This window comes from Gracilibacillus timonensis (assembly GCF_900086715.1).
Classification (GTDB): Bacteria; Bacillota; Bacilli; order Bacillales; family Amphibacillaceae; genus Gracilibacillus; species Gracilibacillus timonensis.
Genome location: NZ_FLKH01000011.1, coordinates 829,788 through 854,682 on the forward strand (window position 1 = coordinate 829,788; position 24,895 = coordinate 854,682).

The 24,895-nt window shown below is 40.3% G+C and carries 22 protein-coding genes and 1 pseudogene; 16 read left to right on the plus strand and 7 right to left on the minus strand.

Going from position 1 to position 24,895, the window contains the following annotated elements:
* Positions 1 to 37 precede the first annotated feature (37 nt).
* The 4 genes from selD (at position 38) to BN6556_RS11190 (ending at position 3,426) form a co-directional block, all read left to right on the plus strand.
* On the plus strand, positions 38 to 1,087 hold the full coding sequence (selD, locus tag BN6556_RS11175) for a selenide, water dikinase SelD (protein ID WP_066191137.1): 1,050 nt from the start codon (positions 38 to 40) through the stop codon (positions 1,085 to 1,087).
* A 112-nt stretch (positions 1,088 to 1,199) separates the two neighbouring features.
* Positions 1,200 to 2,288 carry a tRNA 2-selenouridine(34) synthase MnmH gene (mnmH, locus tag BN6556_RS11180; RefSeq protein WP_066191139.1) on the plus strand — a complete coding sequence of 363 codons (1,089 nt, stop codon included), beginning with the start codon at positions 1,200 to 1,202 and terminating at the stop codon, positions 2,286 to 2,288.
* Between the two features lie 19 nt (positions 2,289 to 2,307).
* Positions 2,308 to 2,667 carry a nuclear transport factor 2 family protein gene (locus BN6556_RS11185; RefSeq protein ID WP_066191142.1) on the plus strand — a complete coding sequence of 120 codons (360 nt, stop codon included), beginning with the start codon at positions 2,308 to 2,310 and terminating at the stop codon, positions 2,665 to 2,667.
* A gap of 3 nt (positions 2,668 to 2,670) precedes the next feature.
* Positions 2,671 to 3,426, plus strand: a complete 756-nt coding sequence (locus tag BN6556_RS11190; RefSeq protein ID WP_066191146.1) for a DUF817 domain-containing protein — start codon at positions 2,671 to 2,673, stop codon at positions 3,424 to 3,426.
* A gap of 24 nt (positions 3,427 to 3,450) precedes the next feature.
* On the opposite strand, the gene BN6556_RS11195 is transcribed toward BN6556_RS11190, so the two are convergent.
* The gene (locus BN6556_RS11195) at positions 3,451 to 3,981 is read right to left on the minus strand and encodes a YceI family protein (protein ID WP_066191149.1); all 531 of its coding nucleotides are present in this window, start codon (positions 3,979 to 3,981) and stop codon (positions 3,451 to 3,453) included.
* A 136-nt stretch (positions 3,982 to 4,117) separates the two neighbouring features.
* On the opposite strand from BN6556_RS11195, the gene BN6556_RS11200 reads away from it, so the two are divergent.
* The 3 genes from BN6556_RS11200 (at position 4,118) to BN6556_RS11210 (ending at position 6,439) form a co-directional block, all read left to right on the plus strand.
* Positions 4,118 to 4,441 carry a winged helix-turn-helix transcriptional regulator gene (locus BN6556_RS11200; RefSeq protein ID WP_066191152.1) on the plus strand — a complete coding sequence of 108 codons (324 nt, stop codon included), beginning with the start codon at positions 4,118 to 4,120 and terminating at the stop codon, positions 4,439 to 4,441.
* 172 nt (positions 4,442 to 4,613) lie between these two features.
* The gene (locus tag BN6556_RS11205; protein WP_066191155.1) at positions 4,614 to 5,561 is read left to right on the plus strand and encodes a nuclease-related domain-containing protein; all 948 of its coding nucleotides are present in this window, start codon (positions 4,614 to 4,616) and stop codon (positions 5,559 to 5,561) included.
* Positions 5,562 to 5,758: 197 nt separating this feature from the next.
* Complete coding sequence (locus BN6556_RS11210) at positions 5,759 to 6,439, plus strand: uracil-DNA glycosylase (protein ID WP_066191158.1); 681 nt, start codon at positions 5,759 to 5,761, stop codon at positions 6,437 to 6,439.
* 28 nt (positions 6,440 to 6,467) lie between these two features.
* Here the strand turns inward: BN6556_RS11210 and BN6556_RS11215 are convergent, their stop codons facing one another.
* Positions 6,468 to 7,247, minus strand: coding sequence for an ion transporter (locus BN6556_RS11215; protein ID WP_066191162.1), 780 nt, complete (start codon positions 7,245 to 7,247; stop codon positions 6,468 to 6,470).
* A 195-nt stretch (positions 7,248 to 7,442) separates the two neighbouring features.
* Between BN6556_RS11215 and BN6556_RS11220 the strand changes: the two genes are divergently transcribed.
* Entirely contained in the window at positions 7,443 to 8,810 is a 1,368-nt protein-coding gene (locus BN6556_RS11220) for a TrkH family potassium uptake protein (RefSeq protein ID WP_066191165.1), read from the plus strand.
* A 626-nt stretch (positions 8,811 to 9,436) separates the two neighbouring features.
* Here the strand turns inward: BN6556_RS11220 and BN6556_RS11225 are convergent.
* A complete protein-coding gene (locus BN6556_RS11225; protein WP_066187115.1) occupies positions 9,437 to 11,155 on the minus strand; it encodes an IS1634 family transposase in 1,719 nt (572 codons plus the stop codon).
* Positions 11,156 to 11,651: 496 nt separating this feature from the next.
* Between BN6556_RS11225 and BN6556_RS11230 the strand changes: the two genes are divergently transcribed.
* From BN6556_RS11230 to guaA, 4 genes are all read left to right on the plus strand, one after another.
* Positions 11,652 to 12,602, plus strand: coding sequence for an AAA family ATPase (locus tag BN6556_RS11230; protein ID WP_130860358.1), 951 nt, complete (start codon positions 11,652 to 11,654; stop codon positions 12,600 to 12,602).
* Complete coding sequence (locus BN6556_RS11235) at positions 12,599 to 13,849, plus strand: DUF58 domain-containing protein (RefSeq protein ID WP_066191171.1); 1,251 nt, start codon at positions 12,599 to 12,601, stop codon at positions 13,847 to 13,849. The genes BN6556_RS11230 and BN6556_RS11235 overlap by 4 nt, the downstream gene beginning before the upstream one ends.
* A 26-nt stretch (positions 13,850 to 13,875) precedes the next feature.
* A complete protein-coding gene (locus BN6556_RS11240; RefSeq protein WP_235817510.1) occupies positions 13,876 to 16,041 on the plus strand; it encodes a transglutaminase TgpA family protein in 2,166 nt (721 codons plus the stop codon).
* Positions 16,042 to 16,345: 304 nt separating this feature from the next.
* Positions 16,346 to 17,866 carry a glutamine-hydrolyzing GMP synthase gene (guaA, locus tag BN6556_RS11245; RefSeq protein WP_066191332.1) on the plus strand — a complete coding sequence of 507 codons (1,521 nt, stop codon included), beginning with the start codon at positions 16,346 to 16,348 and terminating at the stop codon, positions 17,864 to 17,866.
* 590 nt (positions 17,867 to 18,456) lie between these two features.
* Here the strand turns inward: guaA and BN6556_RS11250 are convergent.
* From BN6556_RS11250 to BN6556_RS22525, 4 genes and pseudogenes are all read right to left on the minus strand, one after another.
* Complete coding sequence (locus BN6556_RS11250) at positions 18,457 to 18,855, minus strand: hypothetical protein (protein WP_066191177.1); 399 nt, start codon at positions 18,853 to 18,855, stop codon at positions 18,457 to 18,459.
* A gap of 180 nt (positions 18,856 to 19,035) precedes the next feature.
* Positions 19,036 to 19,419 carry a DUF4183 domain-containing protein gene (locus tag BN6556_RS11255; RefSeq protein WP_066191335.1) on the minus strand — a complete coding sequence of 128 codons (384 nt, stop codon included), beginning with the start codon at positions 19,417 to 19,419 and terminating at the stop codon, positions 19,036 to 19,038.
* A gap of 144 nt (positions 19,420 to 19,563) precedes the next feature.
* On the minus strand, positions 19,564 to 20,034 hold the full coding sequence (locus BN6556_RS21925) for a DUF4183 domain-containing protein (RefSeq protein ID WP_161485697.1): 471 nt from the start codon (positions 20,032 to 20,034) through the stop codon (positions 19,564 to 19,566).
* A 53-nt stretch (positions 20,035 to 20,087) separates the two neighbouring features.
* Positions 20,088 to 20,267: pseudogene (locus tag BN6556_RS22525) on the minus strand (ATP-binding protein); the annotation flags it as partial.
* 284 nt (positions 20,268 to 20,551) lie between these two features.
* Here BN6556_RS22525 and BN6556_RS11265 point away from each other — a divergent pair.
* From BN6556_RS11265 to BN6556_RS11280, 4 genes are all read left to right on the plus strand, one after another.
* The gene (locus BN6556_RS11265; protein WP_042532689.1) at positions 20,552 to 20,749 is read left to right on the plus strand and encodes a cold-shock protein; all 198 of its coding nucleotides are present in this window, start codon (positions 20,552 to 20,554) and stop codon (positions 20,747 to 20,749) included.
* Between the two features lie 465 nt (positions 20,750 to 21,214).
* Entirely contained in the window at positions 21,215 to 21,415 is a 201-nt protein-coding gene (locus tag BN6556_RS11270) for a DUF6440 family protein (RefSeq protein WP_205410324.1), read from the plus strand.
* A 657-nt stretch (positions 21,416 to 22,072) separates the two neighbouring features.
* A complete protein-coding gene (locus tag BN6556_RS11275) occupies positions 22,073 to 22,885 on the plus strand; it encodes a MerR family transcriptional regulator (protein WP_066191182.1) in 813 nt (270 codons plus the stop codon).
* Positions 22,886 to 22,923: 38 nt separating this feature from the next.
* Positions 22,924 to 24,393, plus strand: a complete 1,470-nt coding sequence (locus tag BN6556_RS11280; protein WP_066191184.1) for an MDR family MFS transporter — start codon at positions 22,924 to 22,926, stop codon at positions 24,391 to 24,393.
* Positions 24,394 to 24,895 lie beyond the last annotated feature (502 nt).

Here is a 24,895-nt window from a genome sequence, read left to right on the forward strand (position 1 = left end):
TAAATAGATAAACGAAAATAGGGAGAGGTTGAATATCATGAGTAGCACGGAATCTATTAAACTAACCGCTTTATCCTCTAAAGGAGGGTGTGGCTGTAAGATTGGACCAGCAGATCTACGGGAGGTACTGCAATCTTTTTCACCTGCGACCGATAACGCCAATTTGTTAGTTGGTTTGGATACAAGTGATGATGCAGGAGTTTATCGAATAAATGACGATACCGCAATCGTCCAGACGGTGGATTTTTTTACACCGATTGTCGATGATCCTTATTCTTTTGGTCAAATTGCGGCAGCCAATGCGATTAGTGATGTTTATGCAATGGGTGGGACACCGTTGACCGCCCTTAACATTGTTGCTTTTCCGATCGCTGATTTGGATAAACAGATATTAGGTCGTATTCTGGCAGGTGCGGACAACAAACTAAAAGAGGCAGGTGTCACCTTACTGGGTGGACACTCCATCGACGACCAAGAACCAAAATTCGGTCTGGCGGTGACGGGCACGATTCATCCTGATAAAATTCGGACAAATAGTGGTGCCAAGCCAGGTGATGTACTTATTTTAACCAAACCGATTGGTGTAGGGATTCTGACTACCTCGATTAAGCGTGGCTTATTAACTGAGACAGAGGTTGAACGTGTCACTCAGGTGATGGCTACCTTGAATAAAGAAGCCGCTGAAACAATGGCCGACTATCAAGTGCATGCCTGTACCGATGTGACTGGATTCGGCTTGCTAGGTCATGCCTCCGAAATGGCCAAAGGAAGTCATGTCGAATTGCAGGTTTTTGCTCACCAAGTACCCGTATTGCCAAGGGTAAAAGAGCTTGCTGAAGTTGGAGCAGTTCCTGGTGGTACGAAGAATAATTTTAATTATCTAAAAGACGACATCTCGTTTGCCGAATCTCTGGATCAGATCGACCAATGGATCTTAGCTGACGCGGTGACCTCAGGTGGTTTATTAGCAGCTGTGCCAGAAGCTGAAGCTGAATGCTTACTTGCTGATTTGCAGAATAAAGATATGGAGGCAGCGATCATTGGAAAAGTGGCAGACGGAAATGGACATATCGTGGTTGAGGAATAATAACGTAAACTTCCTATAAGGGTCTTTGGAGCTTGCTCCATGGGTAGGGTAGTAACATTCCATTAACGATATTCCTGCAAATCAAAGTTTTATCTAATGAGGACGTGAGAACATGTTTCAAGATATTAGTCTAGATGATTTATTAAGAAAACAGAAAGAAGAATCTGTTGCATTAGTGGATGTCCGATCACCAAGAGAATTTGCTGAATTCCATATTCCTGGGAGCATCAATATCCCTGTGTTTGATAATGAGGAAAGGGCGGAGGTAGGAACTATCTATAAACAGGTTGGTCCAGAAGCTGCTAAGGAAAGAGGATTGGCTATTTTTTCAGCAAAGTTGCCGTCATTTATCGCCGCATTCCAATCGTTAGACAAGGAAAAAATGGTTTACTGCTGGCGTGGCGGCATGCGTAGTAAAACGGCTGCCACGGTATTGGATTTAATGGGACAAACGGTTGTGCGGCTGGATGGCGGGATTCGCTCTTATCGTCAATGGGTGGTTCATCGCCTGGAAGACCCGTCGTTTTCCTCCAATGTGTATGTGTTAAATGGTTATACGGGTACGGGAAAAACGATCTTGCTGAACCGATTGAAGCAGCAAGGCTATCCTATCCTTGATTTAGAAGGTATGGCCAACCATCGTGGCTCGATATTTGGTCAGATCGGACGAGATCCTCATAATCAAAAGGTGTTTGATTCCTTATTGGTTCAGGAAATAGAACGTTTGGAACAATCACCGTTTATCCTGTTAGAGGGGGAAAGCAAACGGATTGGCAAGGCAACGCTGCCACCCTTTTTGCTTGAAGCGAAAGAAGCAGGCACGCAATTGTTCATTCACCTGCCTGTGGCAAAGCGTATTGAAAACATCTTGTCCGAATACGATCCGGTACAGCATCAAGCAGAGATCTTGGAGTCTTTTCAACTGATCAGAAGGCATATCCATACACCCGTTGCCAAAAAAATTGCCGACGCGCTACACCAAGAAGATTTTGCTGAGGCGGTGGCGTTATTATTAGAGTACTATTACGACCCGAGGTATCAGCATTCCATGAAGGATTATCCGGATGACCGGCAAATCCATATTCATGCCCAAAACATGGACGAGGCACTGGAGAAAATAATCGATGTCATCCATCAAAAGGAAAATCAGGTGAATGCCAGTCTTTTTTCTTCTTCATATGGTAGAATGAAGAAGGAATAAATAATAGGCAGGTGTAAATATGGAGACAGCAAATCAACAGTTTTTTCGGACATTTAATGAAGCTTTTGTAAGGGCAGACGCAGAAACCATTTTGGCAAGTGTAACCGATGATATTACGTGGCGTATGGTAGGGAATGACACGATAAAAGGGATAGACGACTTGAAGATGGCATTGCAAGGGATGGATCAAGGACATTTTTTTGAACAGGAAACGGAATGCTTGATTACTCATGGAAAACAGGCGGCGATTAATGGTACGATTCATTCAACGGATGCCAATGGAGAGCAGCGTCATTACAGCTTTTGTGATATTTATAAGCTGAATAAGCATAAAAATGGTAAGATCAACGAAATTATCAGCTATGTCGTGGAGATTTAACCAGTGAAGCAGCTATGGAGATTTGGGCTGGAACAAGCGAAATCTTGTGTGTTTGCAGTCGTTATTTTTTCCAGTTTGGCAATTACACAGATATTAGCTGTTCCGCATCGGTATGATCTGATTCTGCTCATTTGTGTAGTGACACAGGTGATCATGCTGGCGACAAAGTTGGAAACATGGGATGAATTAAAAGTGATTTGCGTGTTTCATATTATCGGGCTGGCATTGGAGTTGTATAAGGTACATATGGGCTCGTGGAGTTATCCTGAAGATGCGTGGACCAAGGTATGGGGAGTGCCGCTCTATAGTGGATTTATGTATGCCAGTGTCGCCAGTTATCTATGCCAGGCTTGGCGGAGATTAGACGTACAGCTGGTGAAGTGGCCGCCGACTTGGGCAGTGGCTCTGTTAAGTTTGGCCATTTATTTTAACTTTTTTACCCATCATTATATCTATGATCTGCGTTGGGTGTTAAAGGTGTCGACCGTGTTGCTGTTTCTTCCTACGGTCGTTTATTATCATGTTAATCGGAAAACGTACCAGATGCCATTGGTCTTATCCTTTGTTCTTATTGGTTTTTTCATTTGGATTGCGGAGAATATTGCGACTTTCTTTGGCGCGTGGCAATATCCGGGACAATCGCAGACGTGGGAACTTGTTCATCTTGGTAAAATCAGTTCGTGGCTGCTATTGGTGATTGTCAGTTTTTTGATCGTGGCGATGTTGAAGCATTTAAAAGAAAAAAAGCCAGCACTTTAGCTTAGGTGCTGGCTTTTCTATGATTTAGGATTCTACAACAAATTCAAACCCGCCACGTACTTTAATGTCTCTGCCAACTAACACGCCGCCAGTTTCCAAGGTAGCGTTCCAAGTTAAACCATAATCTTCACGGTTGATTTTGCCCTCTACATCGGCACCTGCAATCATGTTACCCTGCATTGGGTCTTTAGCAATACCATTATATTCTACTTTAAAAGTCTCGGTTTTGGTTACACCTTTAATCGTAAGATCACCAGTTACCTCAAACTCATCGTCGTTTACTTTTTTGATGTTCGTGCTTTCGAAGCTGATCGTTGGAAATTTTTCTACCTCAAAGAAATCAGCTGATTTTAAGTGACCGTTACGATCTTCGTTATTTGTTTCAATGGAGGATACATCAATCGTAACCTTCACATTGGCAGCTTCTAAATTTTCGAAGTCTCCATCAAATGTGATATCAAAATCTTGAAATTCACCTTTCGCTTTTGAAACCATCATATGCTTTACTTCAAAATGTAACCCACTGTGTACTTTATCTAAGCTTACGTTTGCCATAATCAAATGACCTCCTAAAAATTATTAACTTACTTTATGTAACTTAGTATATATTTATTAATTCATTACGTCAAGTAATTTATTTATTTTATTTCTGTTGATTTTTTGTTATACTATAGTCAAAGAGGTGAAGGGTATGGCAGATACAGAGATTTGCCCAAAATTTGAAGCAGCATTAAATATATTAAATAAGCGCTGGACGGGTTTGATTATCTTTCAACTGCTGGAAGGTCCTCAACGCTTTTCTTCCATTGAATCAGCCATTGGCATTAGTGGACGGGTACTGTCGGAACGGTTAAAGGACTTGGAGAAACAGGGAATTATCAGACGATCGGTATATAATGAAACGCCCGTGCGCATTGAATACGAATTAACAGACAAAGGGATTGCCTTACAGCCTGTCTTGGAAAATATTCAAACATGGGCCGATAACTGGATGGAGAAACAACCACTTGTGTAAGGTATTCCCAAAATCGCAGGGAAGCAAACGGCAAAGTGTTTATTTTGCCGTTTTTGTTATGCCTAAAGAAGAAAAGGAGAGCGATTAACAGACAAGTTTTGCGATTTTGCCTATTTTGCAGAATCCCTTATGTTGTGTATGCTGAGAAGATAAGTTACAAGGGGGGATTGGCGTGAATGATAAGTTGCCATTATTTTTAAAGCAATATCGAGCGTTAAACAAATATCTGCCAAGGCAACATGCAAGTTTTATTTCATTTGATCAAGCATTCAGGCGGTATGAGGCAGGGTATGCCGGAGAAGACAGACTTAGCTATTTTGTAGAACAGGCGGCTACCTTTTCTTTTCCTTATATAAGAGGGTTGCGAATGGAAGCACCGTCACCATTTCAAATGGATTGGCTGATTTTAACCGAAGGATTCCGTGTGATTTTTGAAGTGAAGGCACATGCGGGAACGATTTATTTCGATCCGAGATCCCATCAATTGACACGGGAAAACGAGGTGTTTGAAGATCCATTGCTTCAAGTGGATCGCCAATTTGCTCATTTACGTAGGTTTTTCAAGCAACATCAGATTAATCCGTTACCTACTTATCGCTATGTGGTGTTTGTCAGTCCGAATGTAATACTCAAGCTGCAGGATTTTCCGGAATATACTCGGATTATAACCAGTCAGAAGGTGCCCTTTGTATTAGAAGAATTGTTGCGTCCACATCCTGCGCAAATATCTACTGCAGAAAATCAACGTATTATTACCCTTCTCCAAAACGCTCACAAAGAACGATTTCTTCCCATCTTGCGAAAATATAACCTAACGATTAATCAATTAATGAAAGGAGTAATGTGTGACCATTGTGACCAAATGATGGAACGCGTGCGGCTAAGTTGGCAATGTCCGGTTTGCGGCAAACGACAACGAGAGGCGCATAAACAAGCCTTATATGACTGGGCGTTGTTAACAGAAAATCGTTTAACGACGTCCATCGTACGGGATATCTTACGGGTGGATTCACTAGATGCGACGCGTAAACTGATTTACCGCTCCGATTTGATAAAAAGAGGAAGTGGAAAAAACACCTATTATGAACACCCGGATCTAGTTAACATAATACGAAACTGACTGGAAAGGAGCTGCAACTGTCCGTTAAAAGTGGTAAACCGTCCGGAAAGAGCGCAAAACTGACCGGAAAGAAGCTGAAACCGTCCGGAAAACGCTCAAAACCGTCCGGAAGCCACACACCATCACGAATACACATCGCATCAATAAATATGTTAAACTAGCAGTAACCATTCTCGGGAGCAAAAGGAGAGGAAAAGATGTCGAAACAGATTTTGCAAAATGACTGGGCAGATAAGCTAGCCTCTGAATTTGAGCAAGATTACTACATACGCTTAAGAGAGTTTTTAAAAAAAGAGTACCAGCAATTTACCGTATATCCGAATATGTATGATATTTATAATGCCCTGCACTACACCCCATTTCAACAGGTGAAGGTGGTTATTTTAGGGCAGGATCCTTATCATGGACCGAATCAGGCGCATGGGCTCAGTTTTTCGGTGAAGCCAGAGGTGGATATCCCACCATCGTTGAAAAATATTTATAAAGAGCTGCACGCTGACATCGGCTGTGCGATTCCCAATCATGGCTATTTGGTCGAATGGGCGAAGCAAGGTGTTCTATTATTAAATAATGTCTTGACCGTTAGACAAGGACAAGCCCATTCGCATCAAGGAAAAGGGTGGGAGCGATTTACGGATCAGGTGATTACCACATTAAATCAGAAGGAGACACCTGTTGTGTATATTTTATGGGGAGCGGCCGCCCAGAAAAAACAGGCGCTGATTGATACATCAAAACATTTTATCATTAAGTCGCCACACCCCAGTCCATTGTCCGCCCATCGCGGCTTTTTTGGCAGTCAACCCTTTTCCAGGGCAAATCAAATCTTGCAGGACAACGGACGGCAGCCGATTAATTGGGCGATTACAGCAAAATAAGGAAACCCGCCATTATGAGCGGGTTTCCTTATTTTTGCTGGAGCATTTGTTTTATTTCTCGGATTTCTTTCCTTAATTCTTTGATTTCACTAGTATCTGTCTTGATATCTCCTGTATCTTCTTCCACTTCATCACTGATTTTTTGGGCATTATTGACGATCTCACCGACGATTAAATTAATCATGATGAAAGCGGCAATCACGATAAATGAAATGAAATATAACCAGGCAGAGGGCTCTTGTTCAAAAATCGGTCGAAAAATACCGCTTGCCCAGGATTCTAAGGTGAAAATCTGGAATAAAGTGATAAAGCTTAAGAAAATGTTGCCGAAATATTCTGGGGCTACCTCGCCATAAAAAGATGTACCCAAAACAGCATAGACATAAAAAATAATCAGCATGATCAGAAGGACACTACTAATCGTAGGGATGGCCATAAATAACGCAGCAACGATTCTACGCAGTGTTGGAATAGCAGTAATCGTACGAAAAACACGCAATACTCGGAAAATACGCAATACACTAACAAATGGAGTGCTGTACAAAATCACACTTCCTAATACAATCACAAAATCAAAAATGTTCCATGGATTGGAGAAGTAACTCTTTTTTAATACAGCAATTTTCAAGGCTACTTCGATAGCAAAGATGAGCAATATCACGATATCCAGGATCATCAGCGGGGCGTGGAAGCGTTGATAAATAACAGGGAAAGTTTCCATTCCAATTAATATCGCATTGACAATAATCAAACCCATGATAAAACGGTTAAAGCGTGTACCCATTACAAACATTCGTAATCGTTTCATTTCATTTCTCCTCATATAGTATCATTCATTACATAAGCAAGTAACACGATATATATTTTAAATGGTAACGAACGGAAACTCAACTGTGACTACCGCCTGAATGATAGATAACGAAATTTAACAAATAAACCGTGATAAATGTAAAGTTATATGATAAACTATCCTCTAGCTGATTTACTTGAAGGAGATATAGCAATGAAGTGGCTAGATAAAATAAAAGAATGGTCCAAACAAGGTTCCGCTATCCAGCATATTGTTGTTTACTATTTGCTGGCGGTCATGCTCGGTATGGCTTTGGTCAGCGTCCCTTTTTTTCATCGGGAAGGGATTGAGTTATCTTGGATTGATGCCCTATTTACTGCAGTCACATCGATCAGTGTCACGGGATTGAGTGTTGTTTCGATACCAGAGGTGTTCAATGAGGGGGGTCAAATTGCGATCGCCGTGATCATGCACCTAGGCGGTATTGGTATCATGTCGATGGGTACGTTTATTTGGGTGCTTTTAGGTAAAAAAGTCGGCATGCGCAGCCGGCAGATGATCAAGGTAGACCAGAATAGTAAGAACTTAGCAGGACTTGTTCATTTAATGATAACTATTTTCAAGATTATTCTTGTTATTGAAAGTATTGGTGCGATCATCCTATCCGTACATTTCTTGAATTATTTTGATACGGTAGGAGAAGCAATTCATCAAGGGATATTTGCTTCCATCAGTGCCACAACCAATGGCGGTTTAGATATTACTGGGAATTCATTAATTCCGTTTGCTGATGATTATTTTGTTCAATTTATTCATATGATTTTGATTGTATTAGGAGCGATTGGTTTTCCTGTCTTAGTCGAATTGCAGGAATTGTTGCGAGGAAAACGGAACGATGTCCATGATCGTCATAAGTTTTCCTTGTTTACGAAAATCACCACAGTAACCTTTTTTTGGTTGGTAGTACTAGGTGCGGTCGGGATTTTTGTCTTAGAGAAGAATCAATTCTTTTTGGATAAGTCTTGGCATGAAACCTTTTTCTACAGTTTATTTCAGTCGGTCACTAGCCGGAGTGGTGGTGTGACTACTATGGATATGAATGAGTTTTCCATTGGCACCTTGTTCTTTGTCAGTGTCTTAATGTTTATTGGGGCTTCTCCTAGTAGTGTTGGCGGTGGGATTCGTACAACCACTTTTGCGATTATGTTGCTGACGATCTGGAATTATGCCAAAGGGAATTCAAGTGTCAAAGTATTTGGTCGTGAAATTGATCATGAGGATATTTTACGTTCTTTTATTGTTATCAGTACGGCGCTGCTCTTATGTGTAGGTTCGGTGCTTATCCTCATGCAGACCGAATCCTTTTCGATTATGGAGATCATGTTTGAGGTGACTTCTGCCTTCGGAACATGTGGTCTTTCCTTGGGGATTACTCCTGATTTGTCGGGAGTTGGCAAGTTATTAATTATGTTTTTAATGTTTGTTGGGCGTATCGGCATCTTTACCTTCTTGTTCCTGATTCGCGGCGACGAGAAGAAAGATCGATTCCATTATCCAACCGAACGAATTATTATAGGGTAAGAAAAGTGGCGCACAGTCGCCACTTTTTTGTGGAGAAATAGGAATGTGCATATCGGATGGGATTGTCTTATTAACGTTTGTATAAGCATGGATCCATAACAGTCAAAGAACTGTCGGATCGTGAAATGCTGTCTGTAAGAACAGATCTCGCGGACTGAAGAGAGCAAACCGCGCTCCACAGTCCGTAAGAACGAATCTTGCGGACTGAAAAAGAGCAAATCGCGATCCACAGTCCGTAAGAATGAATCTAACGGACAAAAAAAGGCCGACTCGCAAAGTTTTGTCCGTAAGAATGAATTTAACGGATAAAAAACGGCTGACTCGCAAAGTTTTGTCCGTAAGAATGAATCTAACGGACAAAAAACGGCCGACCCACGAAGTTTTGTCCGTAAGAATGGATCTAACGGACAAAAACCGTCCGCCTCGCAAAGTTTTGTCCGTAAGAAATCTCTAATCCCTCCTCGAACTCACCAATTCTCCTATTATTAATCAGTTAAAGTAATTAGATAGACGGCGGAGTATTAATCCTGAGTTTTACAGTAAAAACAAACAAAAACACCCCTTTATCCCTTGATGTAACTGGGATGGAGGGGTGTTGTATTTTGTCCTGTTTTCATGGGGAAAAATCACCTTTTCTTCGTCTGTGCTAAAATCTTTTTAATTTCTCCCAATCGACGATATCTGGAAGAAAAATCAATTTGAAATTGCTTGCCAACAGCCTCCAGAACATCGTCATAATAATCAAATAGATAATAATTCTGTTTAAGCTCTGTACATTCTGCTTTGCGTAAACTGTTTAATAAACGAGAGACACCATATTCTCCTTTCATCTCCATCTCCAATAACCTGGCGATCGTAAGTGATACAAAACAAGTTAGAAAATGTGCCTCAATATGTTCCTGGCTGGAAACATAAACAGGCCGGGTTTCTAAATTGCTTTTCGTGATCCGGAACGTTTCTTCAATCCGCCATAATCCTCGATACATATCAATGATGGCATCATCCGATTCGTTGTATTCGCTGGTAATCAATACATAATAGCCATCCAGTTTTTCTTGTTCCTTTATTTTCTCTATATCGAGCTGCAGTTGTTCTTTTGGTGTTAAAATTTCGCCTGTCTTTTTATCAAAGCGGATGTTTTTAATATAATTACTGGCACCTACGGAAGTGGCACGTTTATAAGCCCCTGGATTGTCGATTAAAGCTTGTGTCTTTTGAAGGATTTTTTCTCTCTCGTATTTGGCTTTTTTCGCATATTTTTCGCTCCAAAAGATGACCTGTTTTTCATGGACTTGTCTAGTAAGTTTTTTTCCATTTTTCGCTGTCACTTGAATATCTCTTGGATATAACCGGGATTTTCGTTTGTATTCCTTTCCGAGCCATTCATAGCCGTTTTCATTCGTCACATAATCTTTTAATGCCTTGTTCGCTCCACGTACGGACATACTGAATACATAGCCGTCTTTGGCAGAGAGCGTATACCAGATGTTATCTCCTGTGGTCATTCCTTTGTCAGCTACGACAACAGCACGCTTGATTCCATAATCTAATTTCATTTTTTTGAGGTTTGGACGATAGGTCATACAATCATTCGTATTTCCAGGGAATAACTGATAGGTGATGGGAATGCCTTGATTATCCATAAACAGCCCCATTTGGACAATTGGATTGGGGCGATGCTCCTTCGATACCCCTTTCCGGCGCATATCATCTTCTTTGATAGTCTCTGTTTCAAAATAATAATTGGTGACGTCATAAAAAACACGGGAGGTATCTCGTCCATAATTTTCTGTTACTTGGTCATGCAGCCACGAAAGGAAGTCGTCTTTTTTCTCGTTATAGAAGCTAAGTGCACGGTAGACATCGGCAAGCTTAAAAGTTGTTCTTTCAAAAAAGAGCGATTGATTTTCAAACGATTGATATTTCGATCCGGGATACAAGAGACGTGTAAAAATCAATAACTTAAAAATAATATTGGCATCAAAATCAAATTTCCGGCGATGCGAACGATTTTTCCAAAAAGTATCCAGCTTCAGCCGGTGATAAATCTGACTGAGTATCACATGCCCGAAATTTTTTCGGTATGCTTTTCCTTTTTCCATTTTTTCATCAACAGACAGTTCCAATCGGATGGGTTCTTTCTTTTCGTTTTTCGCTCTTTTTAATTCCTCTACACGTGCTTTAAAGTGAGCGATGGGATCATCATATTTTTTCTCCGCTTCATCCAGATAACCTAAGCTTTCCACGGTTACCTGTCTGGCATGTTTTTTCGCTTTATCGTAATAAGAATCGACAATACTTAAATGAATTCGTCCATTCTTTGTTTTTGTCTTTTTTAAATACATGATATCACCTGCTTTATCCCTTATTATATCATATATCGTTATATTACGCTATCAAAATATAACTTAAAATAAATAAAAAAATAAGCTCGTATCATTGATAGAGCAACTGGTTTCAGTGTTAATATAGGTGAGGTAACTGTAAAACAACGGAAAGTTTTGTCCGTAAGAATGAATCTAACGGACAAAAAACGGCCGACCCACGAAGTTTTGTCCGTAAGAATGGATCTAACGGACAAAAACCGTCCGCCTCGCAAAGTTTTGTCCGTAAGAAATCTCTAATCCCTCCTCGAACTCACCAATTCTCCTATTATTAATCAGTTAAAGTAATTAGATAGACGGCGGAGTATTAATGGATGGAAAAAAACAACCAATAATCTTTGCAATAGATAATTCCTCCCACTTCTCAGTTTAATCAGTATACGTAGGCTGCCTGGATATAGTATAGTTAAGGTAGTGAGTATTATCAGACATGCTAATGCAGAATGGAGGCGGATATATGGAATACAATAAAGAAATAGCAGCTATTTTAGAAAACATTGAAAAAGTGCTAATAGGCAAACAACGAGAGGCCATGTTGAGTTTGGTGGCATTGCTGGCAGATGGGCATGTCTTGCTGGAGGATGTACCTGGTGTGGGGAAAACCATGATGGTGCGGGCCCTTTCCAAATCATTGGATTGTGAATTCAGCCGTATTCAATTTACCCCTGACTTATTACCATCTGATGTGACAGGTGTTTCGATATACAATCCGAAAGATATGGAATTTGAGTTTCGCAGTGGTCCTATTTTTGGCGATATTATTTTGGCGGATGAGATTAATAGAACCTCGCCAAAAACACAATCGGCACTTCTGGAAGCGATGGAAGAGATGAACGTGACGATTGATGGAGTCACCAAGTCACTCAAAAAACCCTTTTTTGTCATGGCGACGCAAAACCCGGTTGACTATGAAGGCACCTACCCGTTGCCAGAGGCACAGCTTGATCGATTCTTAATGAAACTAAGCATGGGGTATCCCAATGAAGCGGATGAAATCGAGATGCTGAACCGAACGGATCAAGTCCATCCTATCGAATCTGTCAAACCAGTTATTCATCGAGAACAACTCTTAGATATGCAAAAACAAATTGAAGGACTTTATGTTGATGGTACCGTCAAGCAGTATATTGTACAATTAACAGCTGCAACACGGGATAATCCTTATGTTCATTTAGGTGTCAGTCCACGTGGTTCGATTGCGTTAATGAAAGCCGCTAAGGCATATGCATATGTACAGAATCGAGAGTATGTCATCCCCGACGATGTCATGTATTTAGCCCCATATGTACTGCCCCATCGCATTATGTTAAGACCAGAGGCGAGGTATGAAGGAATTACGCCTGCTAAGCTGCTGCAGAATATCCTTGAGGAAGTGGATATCCCTGTTAGAAGGGAACTGCATGGATGAGACGGCTAGTCAAGGAAGTACAATTTATCCTCTTACTTGTTCTTTTATTTGTGTTTGCTATGTTTCAAGGTGGGTTTGTTAGCTGGTTTTTGTTTTACAGTATGCTGCCCATTCTTCTCTATTTAATGGTCATCCCTTTCTACCCATTGAAGAAATGGAACGTTACCCGGGAATTATCAGACCGTTATTTAGCAACCGGGTCTAAGCTGGAGGTAGCCATTACGATCAAGCGAAAGGTTCCTTTTCCTATTTTTTTCTTAATTGTTGAAGAATCTTATCCGGAAACACTTCAGTATCGAGATATTGGAAAGGGTAAATATCAATATCTAGCCGATTCCAAAACCTTCAAGGAGCGAGAACCGATTAAGAAAGTGCTGCATATTGGATTTCGCAGGCAGGTGACTGTGCGTTATGTCTTAGATCATCTGCCAAGAGGGGAACATCATCTAATCCATACAAACATCACGATTGGTGATGCCTTTGGATTTATCGAAACCTCGTGGCGATTCCAACAGCAGCAGGAATTCTTTGTCTATCCAGCGGTTCATCCGATGAAATGGCGATTGCAACCGGAAAGTCTGGAGGAAGGGAATACCTCTTCCCAAATCATGAATGATAAATTATCCAATATTGTATCTGGTGTGCGTGAATATATACCAGGAGATCGTTTTGCTTGGATTGATTGGAAGACAACCGCACGAAAAGATACGATGATGACCAAAGAGTTTGAGCAGGAGAAGGACGCTAATATCATGGTCTTACTGGATATGAGTCCCGTTGCTCATCAATGGCTGGTGTTTGAAGCGGGTATTCAGTGGGCGATTTCCATCCTGTATATTTTGCGTAAAAAAGATCAGCAGGTGTCTTTCCTGACCTTAGGAGATCGTGATCGTTTTTTCTCCTCCCATCAGTTGCACACACAATTTGCAGCAGTACAGAATTATCTGGCAACCGTCCATCCAGAAAGAATAACGTGGATGGACAGTCTGCAAAGCTCTAATCAAACGTTCGCCAAGGGTAGTGTCTTCTTGTTTGTCGTGCACCAATTAGACCAGGAATCGGTTGATCGCTTGTTAAGCTGGCGTACACAAGAGTTTGTCCTGGTTTGTTATATAACACCACACGAACAATTGAACGAACAGATCCAACAACGGATCCGGCAGCTGCGTCACCGCCATATAAGCGTGCAGATTATTACCGAGAAAGAATTATTACAAAAGGATTGGGAGGTGACTCCAACCCTATGAATATCAAACGAATCTCCATTCCAATCATGTTTTTGGCAGGTTTTCTACTATTTTGGGAATGGCTGCGCCCGCTAGGCGAGGTAACAGATACAGGCAGCATGTACGTCTTTGTGGTATACACGGCCATCTGCTTCCTTGCTTCCTATTTTATTAAAAATGGATTTGCTCGTTTTTTTGTTAAAATAGCTGCGTTGATTCTCGCGCTGGACTATTTATTTTTCGATCCATTATTGCTTTCCAGCAGTTGGGTACAGCAGTTATATTTAGAATTATCGCTTAATTTTGAAGTGATTGAGCAGAATAATTGGGTAATGATGACCTCTTTTTTCCGGAGTCTCTTGTTTATGATTGTCTTGTGGTTAATGAGCTATCTCTTGCATTACTGGTTTACAGTAGCGAATAAATTCTTTTTGTTTGTCGTGTTGACCTTTATTTATTTGGCTATTCTAGATACGTTTACGGCTTATGATGCGCAATTTGCTATGGTGAGGACGTTTATTATTTCTTTTGTGATGCTTGGCTTGAGCCGTTATCTTAAGCTGATCGAACGAACAGGACGGTCTGGAACGCGGCGGAATCTGTTTCAATGGCTTGCTCTCGTAGCAGGGATTATTACCTTTGCGACACTTGCAGGCATCTACCTGCCAAAATTGGATCCGCAATGGCCCGATCCCGTGCCTTTTATCCAAAGCAATGCCGATCATATCGGATTTGGTACAGGAGGTACGGTACAGAAAGTTGGTTATGGAGAGGATGATTCCCAGTTAGGTGGGTCCTTTGTTCAGGATGATTCATCGGTATTTGAGGCGATTGCCCATGATGATGTCTATTGGCGTATTGAATCTAAAGATGTTTATACTGGAAGCGGCTGGGAGCGTTCTGCCGATTTAAATTATGAAATGCTTGAAGACGGTGTGATGGATTTTGAAACATTTTCGATGTTCCGAGTTGAAACGGATCCTTACACCGCAACGATACGACCGGATGTGCAGAATGCGTTGCCTAGGATTGTGTATCCTTATGGTGGTGATCAGCTCTCCACCAACAACCCAACCAATTTTTATATGGATAAGCAATTCGGTATTATCGAGGCAGAGACAGGCGAACAGAACCAAAGTACGTCGTATTCGGTTGATTACGAGGCACCTTCCTATTCAATCAATGCCTTGCGTGAAGACCCTGGAAATGATGAGGCTGAGATTCGTGATCAATACTTGCAATTACCAGATGAGCTTCCCGAACGTGTAGGTGAGCTGGCAGAGGAAATAACGGTGGAAGCAGATAATCGTTATGACCGTGCAAAAGCTGTTGAAGGCTATTTTGGCGCAAATGGCTTCCGTTATCAAACGACAGATGTCTCGATACCAGAAGAAGGGGAAGACTATGTCGATCAGTTTTTATTTGAGACACAGGTTGGCTATTGTGATAACTTCTCGACATCAATGGTCGTGTTATTGCGATCATTAGACATCCCAGCAAGGTGGGTAAAAGGGTTCACTGGTGGAACGATGGCAACCGAACAGCCGCCATTGCCAGATGAGTATTCTTTATATGAAATAACCAATAACAATGCCCACTCTTGGGTAGAAGTATATTTCCCTGAAACAGGCTGGGTGGCTTTTGAACCAACGAGCGGTTTCGCTAATCCGACTGATTTCTATTATGAAGCGGCAGATGCTGACAATGATTCAGATGAAGCGCAAGAAACGGAGACAGACCCAACCGAAAATCAGGAAGAACCAGAAGAAGAAACGGAAGAAGAGGAAGAAACGGATGACAATGCAGCTTCAGGTGTAAGTGATAATCAAGATCACTGGAATGGTTGGCCTTATGTCTGGACTGGCTTGGGAGTTGTACTGTTGATCCTTGGCCTAATTGCCTATCTGAAACGTCGGGATATCCAGCATTGGTATGTACAGCGCAAATGGCATCGATTATTAAAGAATCAGGAGGTCGAATCCGCCTATATGTATCTATTAAAAGTGTTGGCGTTCAGAGGATACAAGTTAGGAAAGGGACAGACGTTAAGGCAATATGCTAAGAAAATGGATGAACATTTTGATACTACAGAGATGTCAGAAATTACCGATGTCTATGAAGGATATGTGTATTATAAGCAAAACGCCAATCAAGCGGAACTGAAACGATTACAACAGTTATTCAAGCAATTGGGTAGTCGAATATTTACTTGACCCGTGTCAAAACGATTGATAAAATAGATAAAAATCACTGGTATGTCATGAGTTATGTGAAAGCTAATTAGTAAACCTTGGCTAAGGATAGATTAGTGGAATGTTAGCTTTTGTTATCCTCACTTAGCTACTAAGCAGTAACTAAGTGGGGGATTTATGGACGATCATTTGCTTAGGCTTACTGCCTTTCTGCATTACGTATAGAAGAAAGGCAGATTTTTATTGTCTTTTCTAGTGAAGAGAAGAGATAAATAGGGTGTTTAGGGAAAAGGAAGGGTGGACAAACGTGGATGTAAATAATGAAATGATTTTAGTATTAGATTTTGGCAGTCAATATAACCAATTAATCACGAGAAGAATTCGTGAATTTGGTGTTTACAGTGAACTGCATTCCCATCGCTTAACCGTTGAAGAGATCAAGGAAATCAATCCAAAAGGAATCATACTATCAGGTGGTCCTCACAGTGTTTATGGTGAGGATAGCTTTCGCTGTGATGAGGGTATCTTTGACCTGGGGATTCCGGTGTTAGGAATTTGTTATGGTATGCAGTTGATGACCCATCACTTTGGCGGAGTGGTAGAACGTGCCAATCAACGAGAATACGGCAAAGCTGATATTCATGTAAAAGAAGGTTCCATCCTATTTGAAGGAACACCACAAGAACAGGTCGTATGGATGAGCCATAGTGATAAGATTATGGAAGCACCAAAAGATTTTGTGATTGAGGCGACCAGTTCTTCTACTCCAGTTGCTGCCATGAGCAATCGTGAGAAGGGGCTATATGGTGTGCAGTTCCACCCTGAGGTACGTAATACGGAGTATGGTAATGATCTGTTGAAGGCTTTTGTCTTCCAAGCTTGTGCATGTACAGGCGATTGGACCATGGCGAATTTCATTGATATGGAAGTGGACAAGATCCGCGAGCAAGTAGGCGATCGTAATGTATTATGCGCCCTAAGCGGTGGTGTCGATTCATCGGTTGTAGCAGCATTGATTCATAAAGCCATTGGTGATCAGCTTACCTGTATTTTTGTTGATCACGGTTTGCTTCGGAAAGACGAAGGTGAAACCGTGATGCGCACCTTTCGTGACCAGTTCCATATGAATATTATTAAAATCGATGCACAGGAGCGCTTTTTATCCAAATTGACTGGTGTATCTGATCCAGAACAGAAGCGTAAAATCATCGGTAATGAGTTTATCTATGTATTTGATGATGAAGCGGCCAAACTGGAAAACATGGACTTCTTGGCACAAGGTACGCTTTACACTGATATTGTAGAGAGTGGTACCGAAACGGCTCAAACGATCAAATCACACCATAATGTAGGCGGCTTGCCGGAAGACATGGAATTCCAATTAATCGAGCCGTTAAACACCTTATTTAAGGATGAAGTACGCGCGCTTGGTACGGAATTAGGTGTGCCTGATGAGATCGTCTGGCGTCAGCCATTCCCAGGACCAGGCCTTGGTATCCGTGTCTTAGGTGAAATCACACCTGAGAAGGTAGAGATCGTTCGTGAATCAGACGCGATCTTACGCGAAGAAATCAAGCATGCCGGGCTTGAACGTGACATCTGGCAATACTTCACCGTGCTTCCAGACATTCGCAGTGTAGGTGTTATGGGCGATGCTCGTACGTATGATTATGCCATTGGCATCCGTGCGGTGACTTCTATTGATGGGATGACCTCTGACTGGGCAAGAATCCCATGGGATGTGCTGGAGAAGATATCAACGCGGATGGTGAATGAAGTCGATCATATTAATCGTGTACTGTATGATGTGACGAGCAAGCCACCTTCTACCATAGAATGGGAGTAAAGGAAAATATTACCATTTATATAATTTGGTGATTTGACAGTATATAAAATGGATAAAAATAATCTAGTTCCCTGCCAAAAAATTTCGGCAGGGCATTTTTTTTGGTGAGTGGCAGCACATATCACTATAGGGTGCAAGTCCCAAATGTGCCGAACAGCCAGAAAGCATTAGCTGACATGTGGTGCAAGGACTGTGAAGTAGCGTGCGGGGGACATGTAGGCAAACCTCTGAACAGAGCTGAAATCCCATGATGGCACGGGAGATGGCTGACTGTGCAAAAAAACAGGAAGTCCCAATAGCTGAATGTCCTGACGTGTTAGAGGGCTGGATTAGAGGGAAAGGGTATGATGTGATCCATAGAAGCCCTTGTGAGTAGACTGACTGAGGACTGTGGAAGTAGACAGAAGCTGGATAGGCGTCAAGAATCGACGGAAGCCAGGGTGGAACAAACGGGTACACCGTCTATTGCTGAAAGAAGGAAGGAGAGGTATTGCCACCTGCTAAGAGTCTCGAATATTCGATTTTTTATAATGATATGATACTCAAACAAGTATATTTATTAATACTTTTCCAAACGGAGAAGATCTATCTTAATGATTAAAGCTACCCAACATCATAAAATCCACAACAATCCCACTCATTGGATTTTCCGAACCTAATACACTGATGCCTAGAACGGTTACACCACTAATATTTGTGACATTGGCTGAAACATATTTTCCAGTAATGTTCTTCTCACGCATTTGCACTCTTGGTCTTGCATTTATCGTAGAATTTGTTGAATAAACACTTGCCGCCGCATAATCAATCGTATCTAATAATGAATTTCCATCTGCTAATCCATTGTCTGTGAAATAAAGGGTAGCTATACCATTTGCATTTGACGTAGTCTGTCCATAAACCATTCGTTTTACTTTTTGTGGGTTTTGCTCTCCTGCCTTAAATAGTTGAATAGCTGTCGGACCCAAGGTAAAGAATTCCATACTCATAACTACTCCCCCTCTGCTTTAAAAGAAATGAAAAGTATGACGAGATAATGTTATTCAAACTTCCAAAAAGTGCGGTCATTGAAACAGTCTTTTTTCTTAGGTGAGGTGTTTATGGTGAAAATAGTTACATTTCCTTGTGCCCTGCCAGTATCTGGCGGGCACAAAGGTAGCACTTTTATTCTAGGTGTCAAATGTCCCTGAGGATGTTGCTGCGAAATTAACGACTTGCAAGATAACGGTTTGGTTTGCTGGAATGGACTCTCCACCAGCAGGAACAGCAATGTCTAATGAACCAGTCCCTGTAGCACCTGGTGTATATGTTGATATGCCTTGCATTTGCTCAACACCGTTAATTTCCACAGTGAAATAACTATTATCTTCTGCAAGTTCTGGAAGTGTCGTTACCTCTTCACCATCATCCCCTAGGAAACTTGCAGCATCAATAGATAAGGTACTTCCTGCTGCGGTATCTGCTGTTGTGATGTAAAAGAATTTCGAGGAATCAGGATTAACATCGGTGTCAATGGTGCCACTAATAGCGATTTTCATTAACTGAAGTGCCATGTTCATTTTCACCTCCATTTTCGATCAACCACATTTTATTCTATGAAGAGGAGTTGGAAATGCTTGGTCAGGTTAACTAGTAAGTATTGGAAGTTAACAAATGCCCCATTAAAAAAGGCATACATACTAAATAGCAAGGTAATATTATCCTTTAACCGTGATAAACAGAAGAATAATGGGAGCGTCCTTTGGAGGAAGGTCACTGGATTCTAAGTGAAGAATACCTTCCTCGACATGGTAAATGGATGGAGGTTGCAACACGCCATTGACAAATAAATGGAGAGTTGAAACATTGTTCGGATCAAGTATATCACTACTTCCATATTGCTTTAAGGCATCGTTGTTCGTATAAACCTTTTTCCCTTCTTCGGCAAGGGTAATGTATTGAAGAGTCTCCACTCCTATGGGGTTTGGTGTGTACCCAGGGGATATATTGATGGTAATGGACGGATTAAATGTAGGATTAAATGTATTTGTATTGGATGTGTTATTTTCATTTCCCTCATGAGTTCTTTTACGCTCTTTATTGCAATGGTGGCAGTGACAATTTGGATAGGAATCCCTACCAAGTAACTCTCTAGATTTATTATTATAGCCATATTTTTTTTCCTTCAACGGTATTTCACTCCCTCCTAAATGACATTTTGATGTGCTTTTCTATATCTTATTTAAAAAGAAGGTGATTTGACTGTGCAACTGGCTGTATTTGGCAAGTAAAAAATGTATGCTACTTGCCGTCCGAATGATTGCTGTATGAATGATTCCTTATAACGGAAACTTTCACCGTTACAAAGGAGTAAATGTGAATGATAAATAAGCCGGTCCATCACCGCATCTGTTAATATTGGATTTCCGAAAACAGGATTCTATTGCGCAGATGGAAGGTTAGTAATAATCTCTGTAATGCTGAATAAAGGATGCATTAATTGAACAAGAAGACCGTCTTTCAAACTACAGAGAGAGAATGGTATCTTTTTTTAGTGCCATGTGTTATATTATAAACAACTTAATTGTTCGTGCTAGCAATACAAGATTTATGTCATAACTTTACAATTTATATCATCGTCTTGAATTATTATCAGAACAACCAAAGTAATAAACGTGTGCATGATGCACAATGGAGGAATTTCATATGAACACAGGTTCAGTCAAATGGTTTAACGCAGACAAAGGTTTTGGATTTATCGAAGTTGAAGGTGGAGACGACGTATTCGTACATTTCTCAGCAATTCAAGGCGAAGGTTTCAAAACATTAGAAGAAGGTCAAGCAGTTACTTTTGACATCGAAGAAGGTAATCGTGGGCCACAAGCAACTAACGTTGTTAAATAATAATTTATAATTGATAAAAATCCTTTCTGTTACAGAAAGGATTTTTTATTTTGCCCCGTTTAAAATTTGGTGTAAGTATTATTTTTGGGGGAATGGTTACAAATGCCTTCACAATCTATCAGAAACAATTACAAGGTGTTTATAAATTATTAAGAATCACTCCAATGCGTTTTACAAATTTTTCAAAAGATACTTCTGCATGAATTGTTGTGTCTACTGTACTTACTCTTCTTTTTGATTTTAACTGATGTATTCTGTTTTTTTTTAGAAATAAATATTTTGCAAATCGTATGACTATTTGTGATCATAGGCACACTTCTATTTTCTTTAACAGAATTTATTCATTGCATTAATTAGTAAGTCCATTTTACATAACCTAACAGAGAATGGAGAACTCAAGTGAGCGAACTGATGCAGAAGAAGTGAATGAAACAACACAACATTTGATTATGATGGAGGATGATTATGTTTAAAAGTAAGAGAAATGAAAATAAGCGATTTTATATAAAATCAGAGTTGGTAAAGGGTTTAGATATTGGACAAATAACGATTTTAGTTGATCGTGAAACTGGAGTGAATTATCTTCATACTATCTGGCATGCTACAGGTGGTGTTGGTATGACGCCATTGCTTGATGAAAATGGGAAAGTTATTGTAGATAAGTAGGTTTTTAATTCCAGTCCACCTTCATAAGCGGTGAGCTGGATTATTCTTATGACTTCATACTGAACAATTCGTACCGTTGAAAACAAATGGCTGGGAGAAGATAATAGAGATTTAGGTTTTCATTCATACTATATTTTGTAAGAATGAAAATGACTTTTAAATCAGACGTAACAGCTAACCCGTTATTGAACTGAAACTGAATGACAAAGGGGAGTTTACGGGAGTATTTATTAAAACACATTACACCACTAGGATGGGAATATATCAATTTTTCAGGGATTACACCTTTGATATGACTAACATAACAAGCTTAAATTCTCTGCGCCCTCTAAACCAATAAAATGAAAGCCGAACGATTCCTTAGCGAAGGGAGACTCGGCTTTTTTATGTTGGAATTTGCTTAGCGTATGTTTTCCACCAATCATTTCTTATGCTCGTTATTTTTTTCTCCACTGTTTTTCCCGTTTCACCATCAGCAACACATGCGACTAGACAGTATACTTATATGTTAATGATTTAGAGAGAGGAAACAACTAATTGGAGGTAATTAATTTGGGTTACCGAAAATGGCAAAAAAAAAATATAATTCCTCTTGCGCCTACCGCCACGTAGGGTGATACGATAAATCCATCAATCTAGAGAGGGGGATAACCAGTTATGAAAAAAGAAACATTCTCAATCAGTGAATTTGCCAATTCTATAGGTGTTTCTGTAAGGACACTTTATTATTATGATGAGAAAAATATTTTGAAGCCGAGGAGAGATGAAAATACGGGTCATCGTGTTTATGAAAAAGAAGATATGCTTCAGCTGCATAAAATTATGACGATGAAGTTTTTAGGGATGAGCTTAGATAACATTAAGGATTATATGCAACTGGATATTTTCAATTTAAGCTTTATCGATACGTTAAGGATGCAGGAATCAAAGCTGATAAAAGATAAGGAACAGATTGATAAGGTATTGGATGTCATTCATCGGACGATATATCTCTTAGAAAATGAAAAAGAAGTGGATCATGATATACTTGTCAGTTTACTGGCAAGTATGCAAAACGAGAAAAAACAGCTGGAGTTGGCGAAAGGGATTATTAAAGATGATGTTATGAAAAAGTTGTTTCCGCAGAGAGCTGAGGAGAAGATGTTCTTTGAAAAGGAATGGCTGACATTTTGTAAACGGGTGAAAGAGAATTTTGGGAGGCCGGCAGATAATTCAGAGGTCAAACAAATGCTGACTGACTTTTATAGCCTCATTCTTGATGAGGTCGATATGGATTCTTCAAAAAAGCTAACGGATATTTTTTCCGTAGATATTAACGTCAAAGAGAATGAAGAACGGGTAGAAGCCTATATTCAAGAAATCGAACGTTTCGTCCCTACACCATTCACAGCAGAGGAAAAAACGTGGCTTGAGCAAATAACAACAGATTACATGAGTTTCTTATGTAATCAGAAAGAGAGGGAGAATTAAATGAAATTATCGAAGCAATCTTTAAGGAGTTTTGCACAATGACGAGTCAACATACCAATGGAAAATATGAATATTTAGCAGAAAATCCAAATTTCAAATCAATGCCTATTATTATCTCATTAATTATCGGTGCGTTTTTTGCAGTTCTGAATGAAACCTTATTAAATATTGCGTTAACGACATTAATGGGGGAATTTCAAATTACACTTCCCACCGTTCAGTGGATGGCAACTGGTTTTATGCTGGTGATGGGAATTATCATTCCGGCGTCAGCAATGCTCATGCAATGGTTCTCAACACGACAATTATTTATAGGAACGATGATCATTTTTACAGTCGGAACAACAATCTGTGCCATTGCACCGAATTTTTCAATCTTGTTGGTTGGTCGTTTAATTCAAGCGGTTGGAACAGGTCTGTTACTCCCGATTATATCGAATGTGTTTTTATTAATATTTCCTCCTGAACGTCGTGGAAAGGTGATGGGATTTATGGGGCTAGTTCTCCTGTTTGCTCCAGCTATCGGACCGACACTTTCAGGGATTATTGTTGAACACTTAGGCTGGCGGTATTTATTTATCGTTGTCATTCCTTTTGCGTTACTTTCTATTTTTCTTGCATATAAATACGTCGTTAATGTATTTGAAGTGACGAAGCCGAAAATAGATATCATCTCACTTGTATACTCAACAATTGGATTTGGCGGAACGGTATATGGGTTTAGTTCTGCAGGCGATTTAGAAAATGGATTTCTAAATCCTGCTGCATATATTCCGATTGTGGTTGGGCTAATCGCCCTGTTATTATTCGCTTTGAGGCAGTTTAAACTGGATGAACCAATCATGAACCTAAGAGCATTTGCTTTTCCAATGTTTACGCATGGGATCATCTTAGTTTTGTTTGTTCTTATGGCCATGTTTGCATCTGAAATTATATTGCCGCTATATATGCAGGGGCCTTTAGCATTATCTCCATCAACAGCCGGTCTGGTTTTATTACCGGGAAGCATACTTAGCGGACTCATGTCTCCGGTAATGGGAGCTTTGTTTGATAAATTTGGACCTAAAGTAATGATGATTCCTGCTACACTGATATTGAGCGGAACCATGTTTATGATGAGCAGCAGATTAAGTTTGGATACTCCTGTGTGGTTTGTGATAGCAGGTTTTATATTATTGATGGTATCCGTATCAGCAATTATGATGCCGGCCCAAACGAATGCATTAAATCAATTACCTAAGCAGCTGTATCCCCATGGAACTGCTATTGTGACCACGTTACAGCCTGTTGCAGGTGCAATTGGGGTATCAATATTTGTTAGTATTATGAGCGCAAGACAAGAAAATATATTGAATCAATCAGCAACGCCAACAGATCCAATTTCTATTAACGAAGCCATGATTGGTGGGATGGAACTGGTATATTTTATCGCATTTATTATGGCGGCCATTGCGTTTATCATGTCTTTATTTGTTTACCGGGCTCAAACTAGAGAAATGAATGAATAGGAGACAGAACAAAACTTTTTAGAACCAACGTCAAAAGGACTTGTGTTAGTTGAGTCGTATAAGAATTTACTCTAATACTTTGAAGAAAAAATGTTTTGATTAAATAGAAAATCATGAAACTAATCTATAGAAGTGCGCGTTCAAAAAGCCCGATGAAAAGGATCAAGAAGTTCAAGGCGGTGCAGTTTTGAGTACCAGAACGTATGCTTTTCATACGTGAGGAGCGGACTCACGCAGGATGTGTTGACTTCTGCGTTGTCTACAGGACGTGGGCGGTCTTAGTAGAAGTTCCTATATCGCCAACGCAGAAATCCGATGCGTCATTTTTATTGGGCTTTTGGAACAACCTCTAGAATAGACCCACTGTTTATATCTATAGAAAGCATTCCTGTATATAAAAAAATATGAAGGTAAGTGGGGCTAGAATCGATTGTACAAAAATAGAGCCCTCTTGGTACGATAGAGAGTGTCATCGCGATGACCTCGAAATTAGATACCAAGG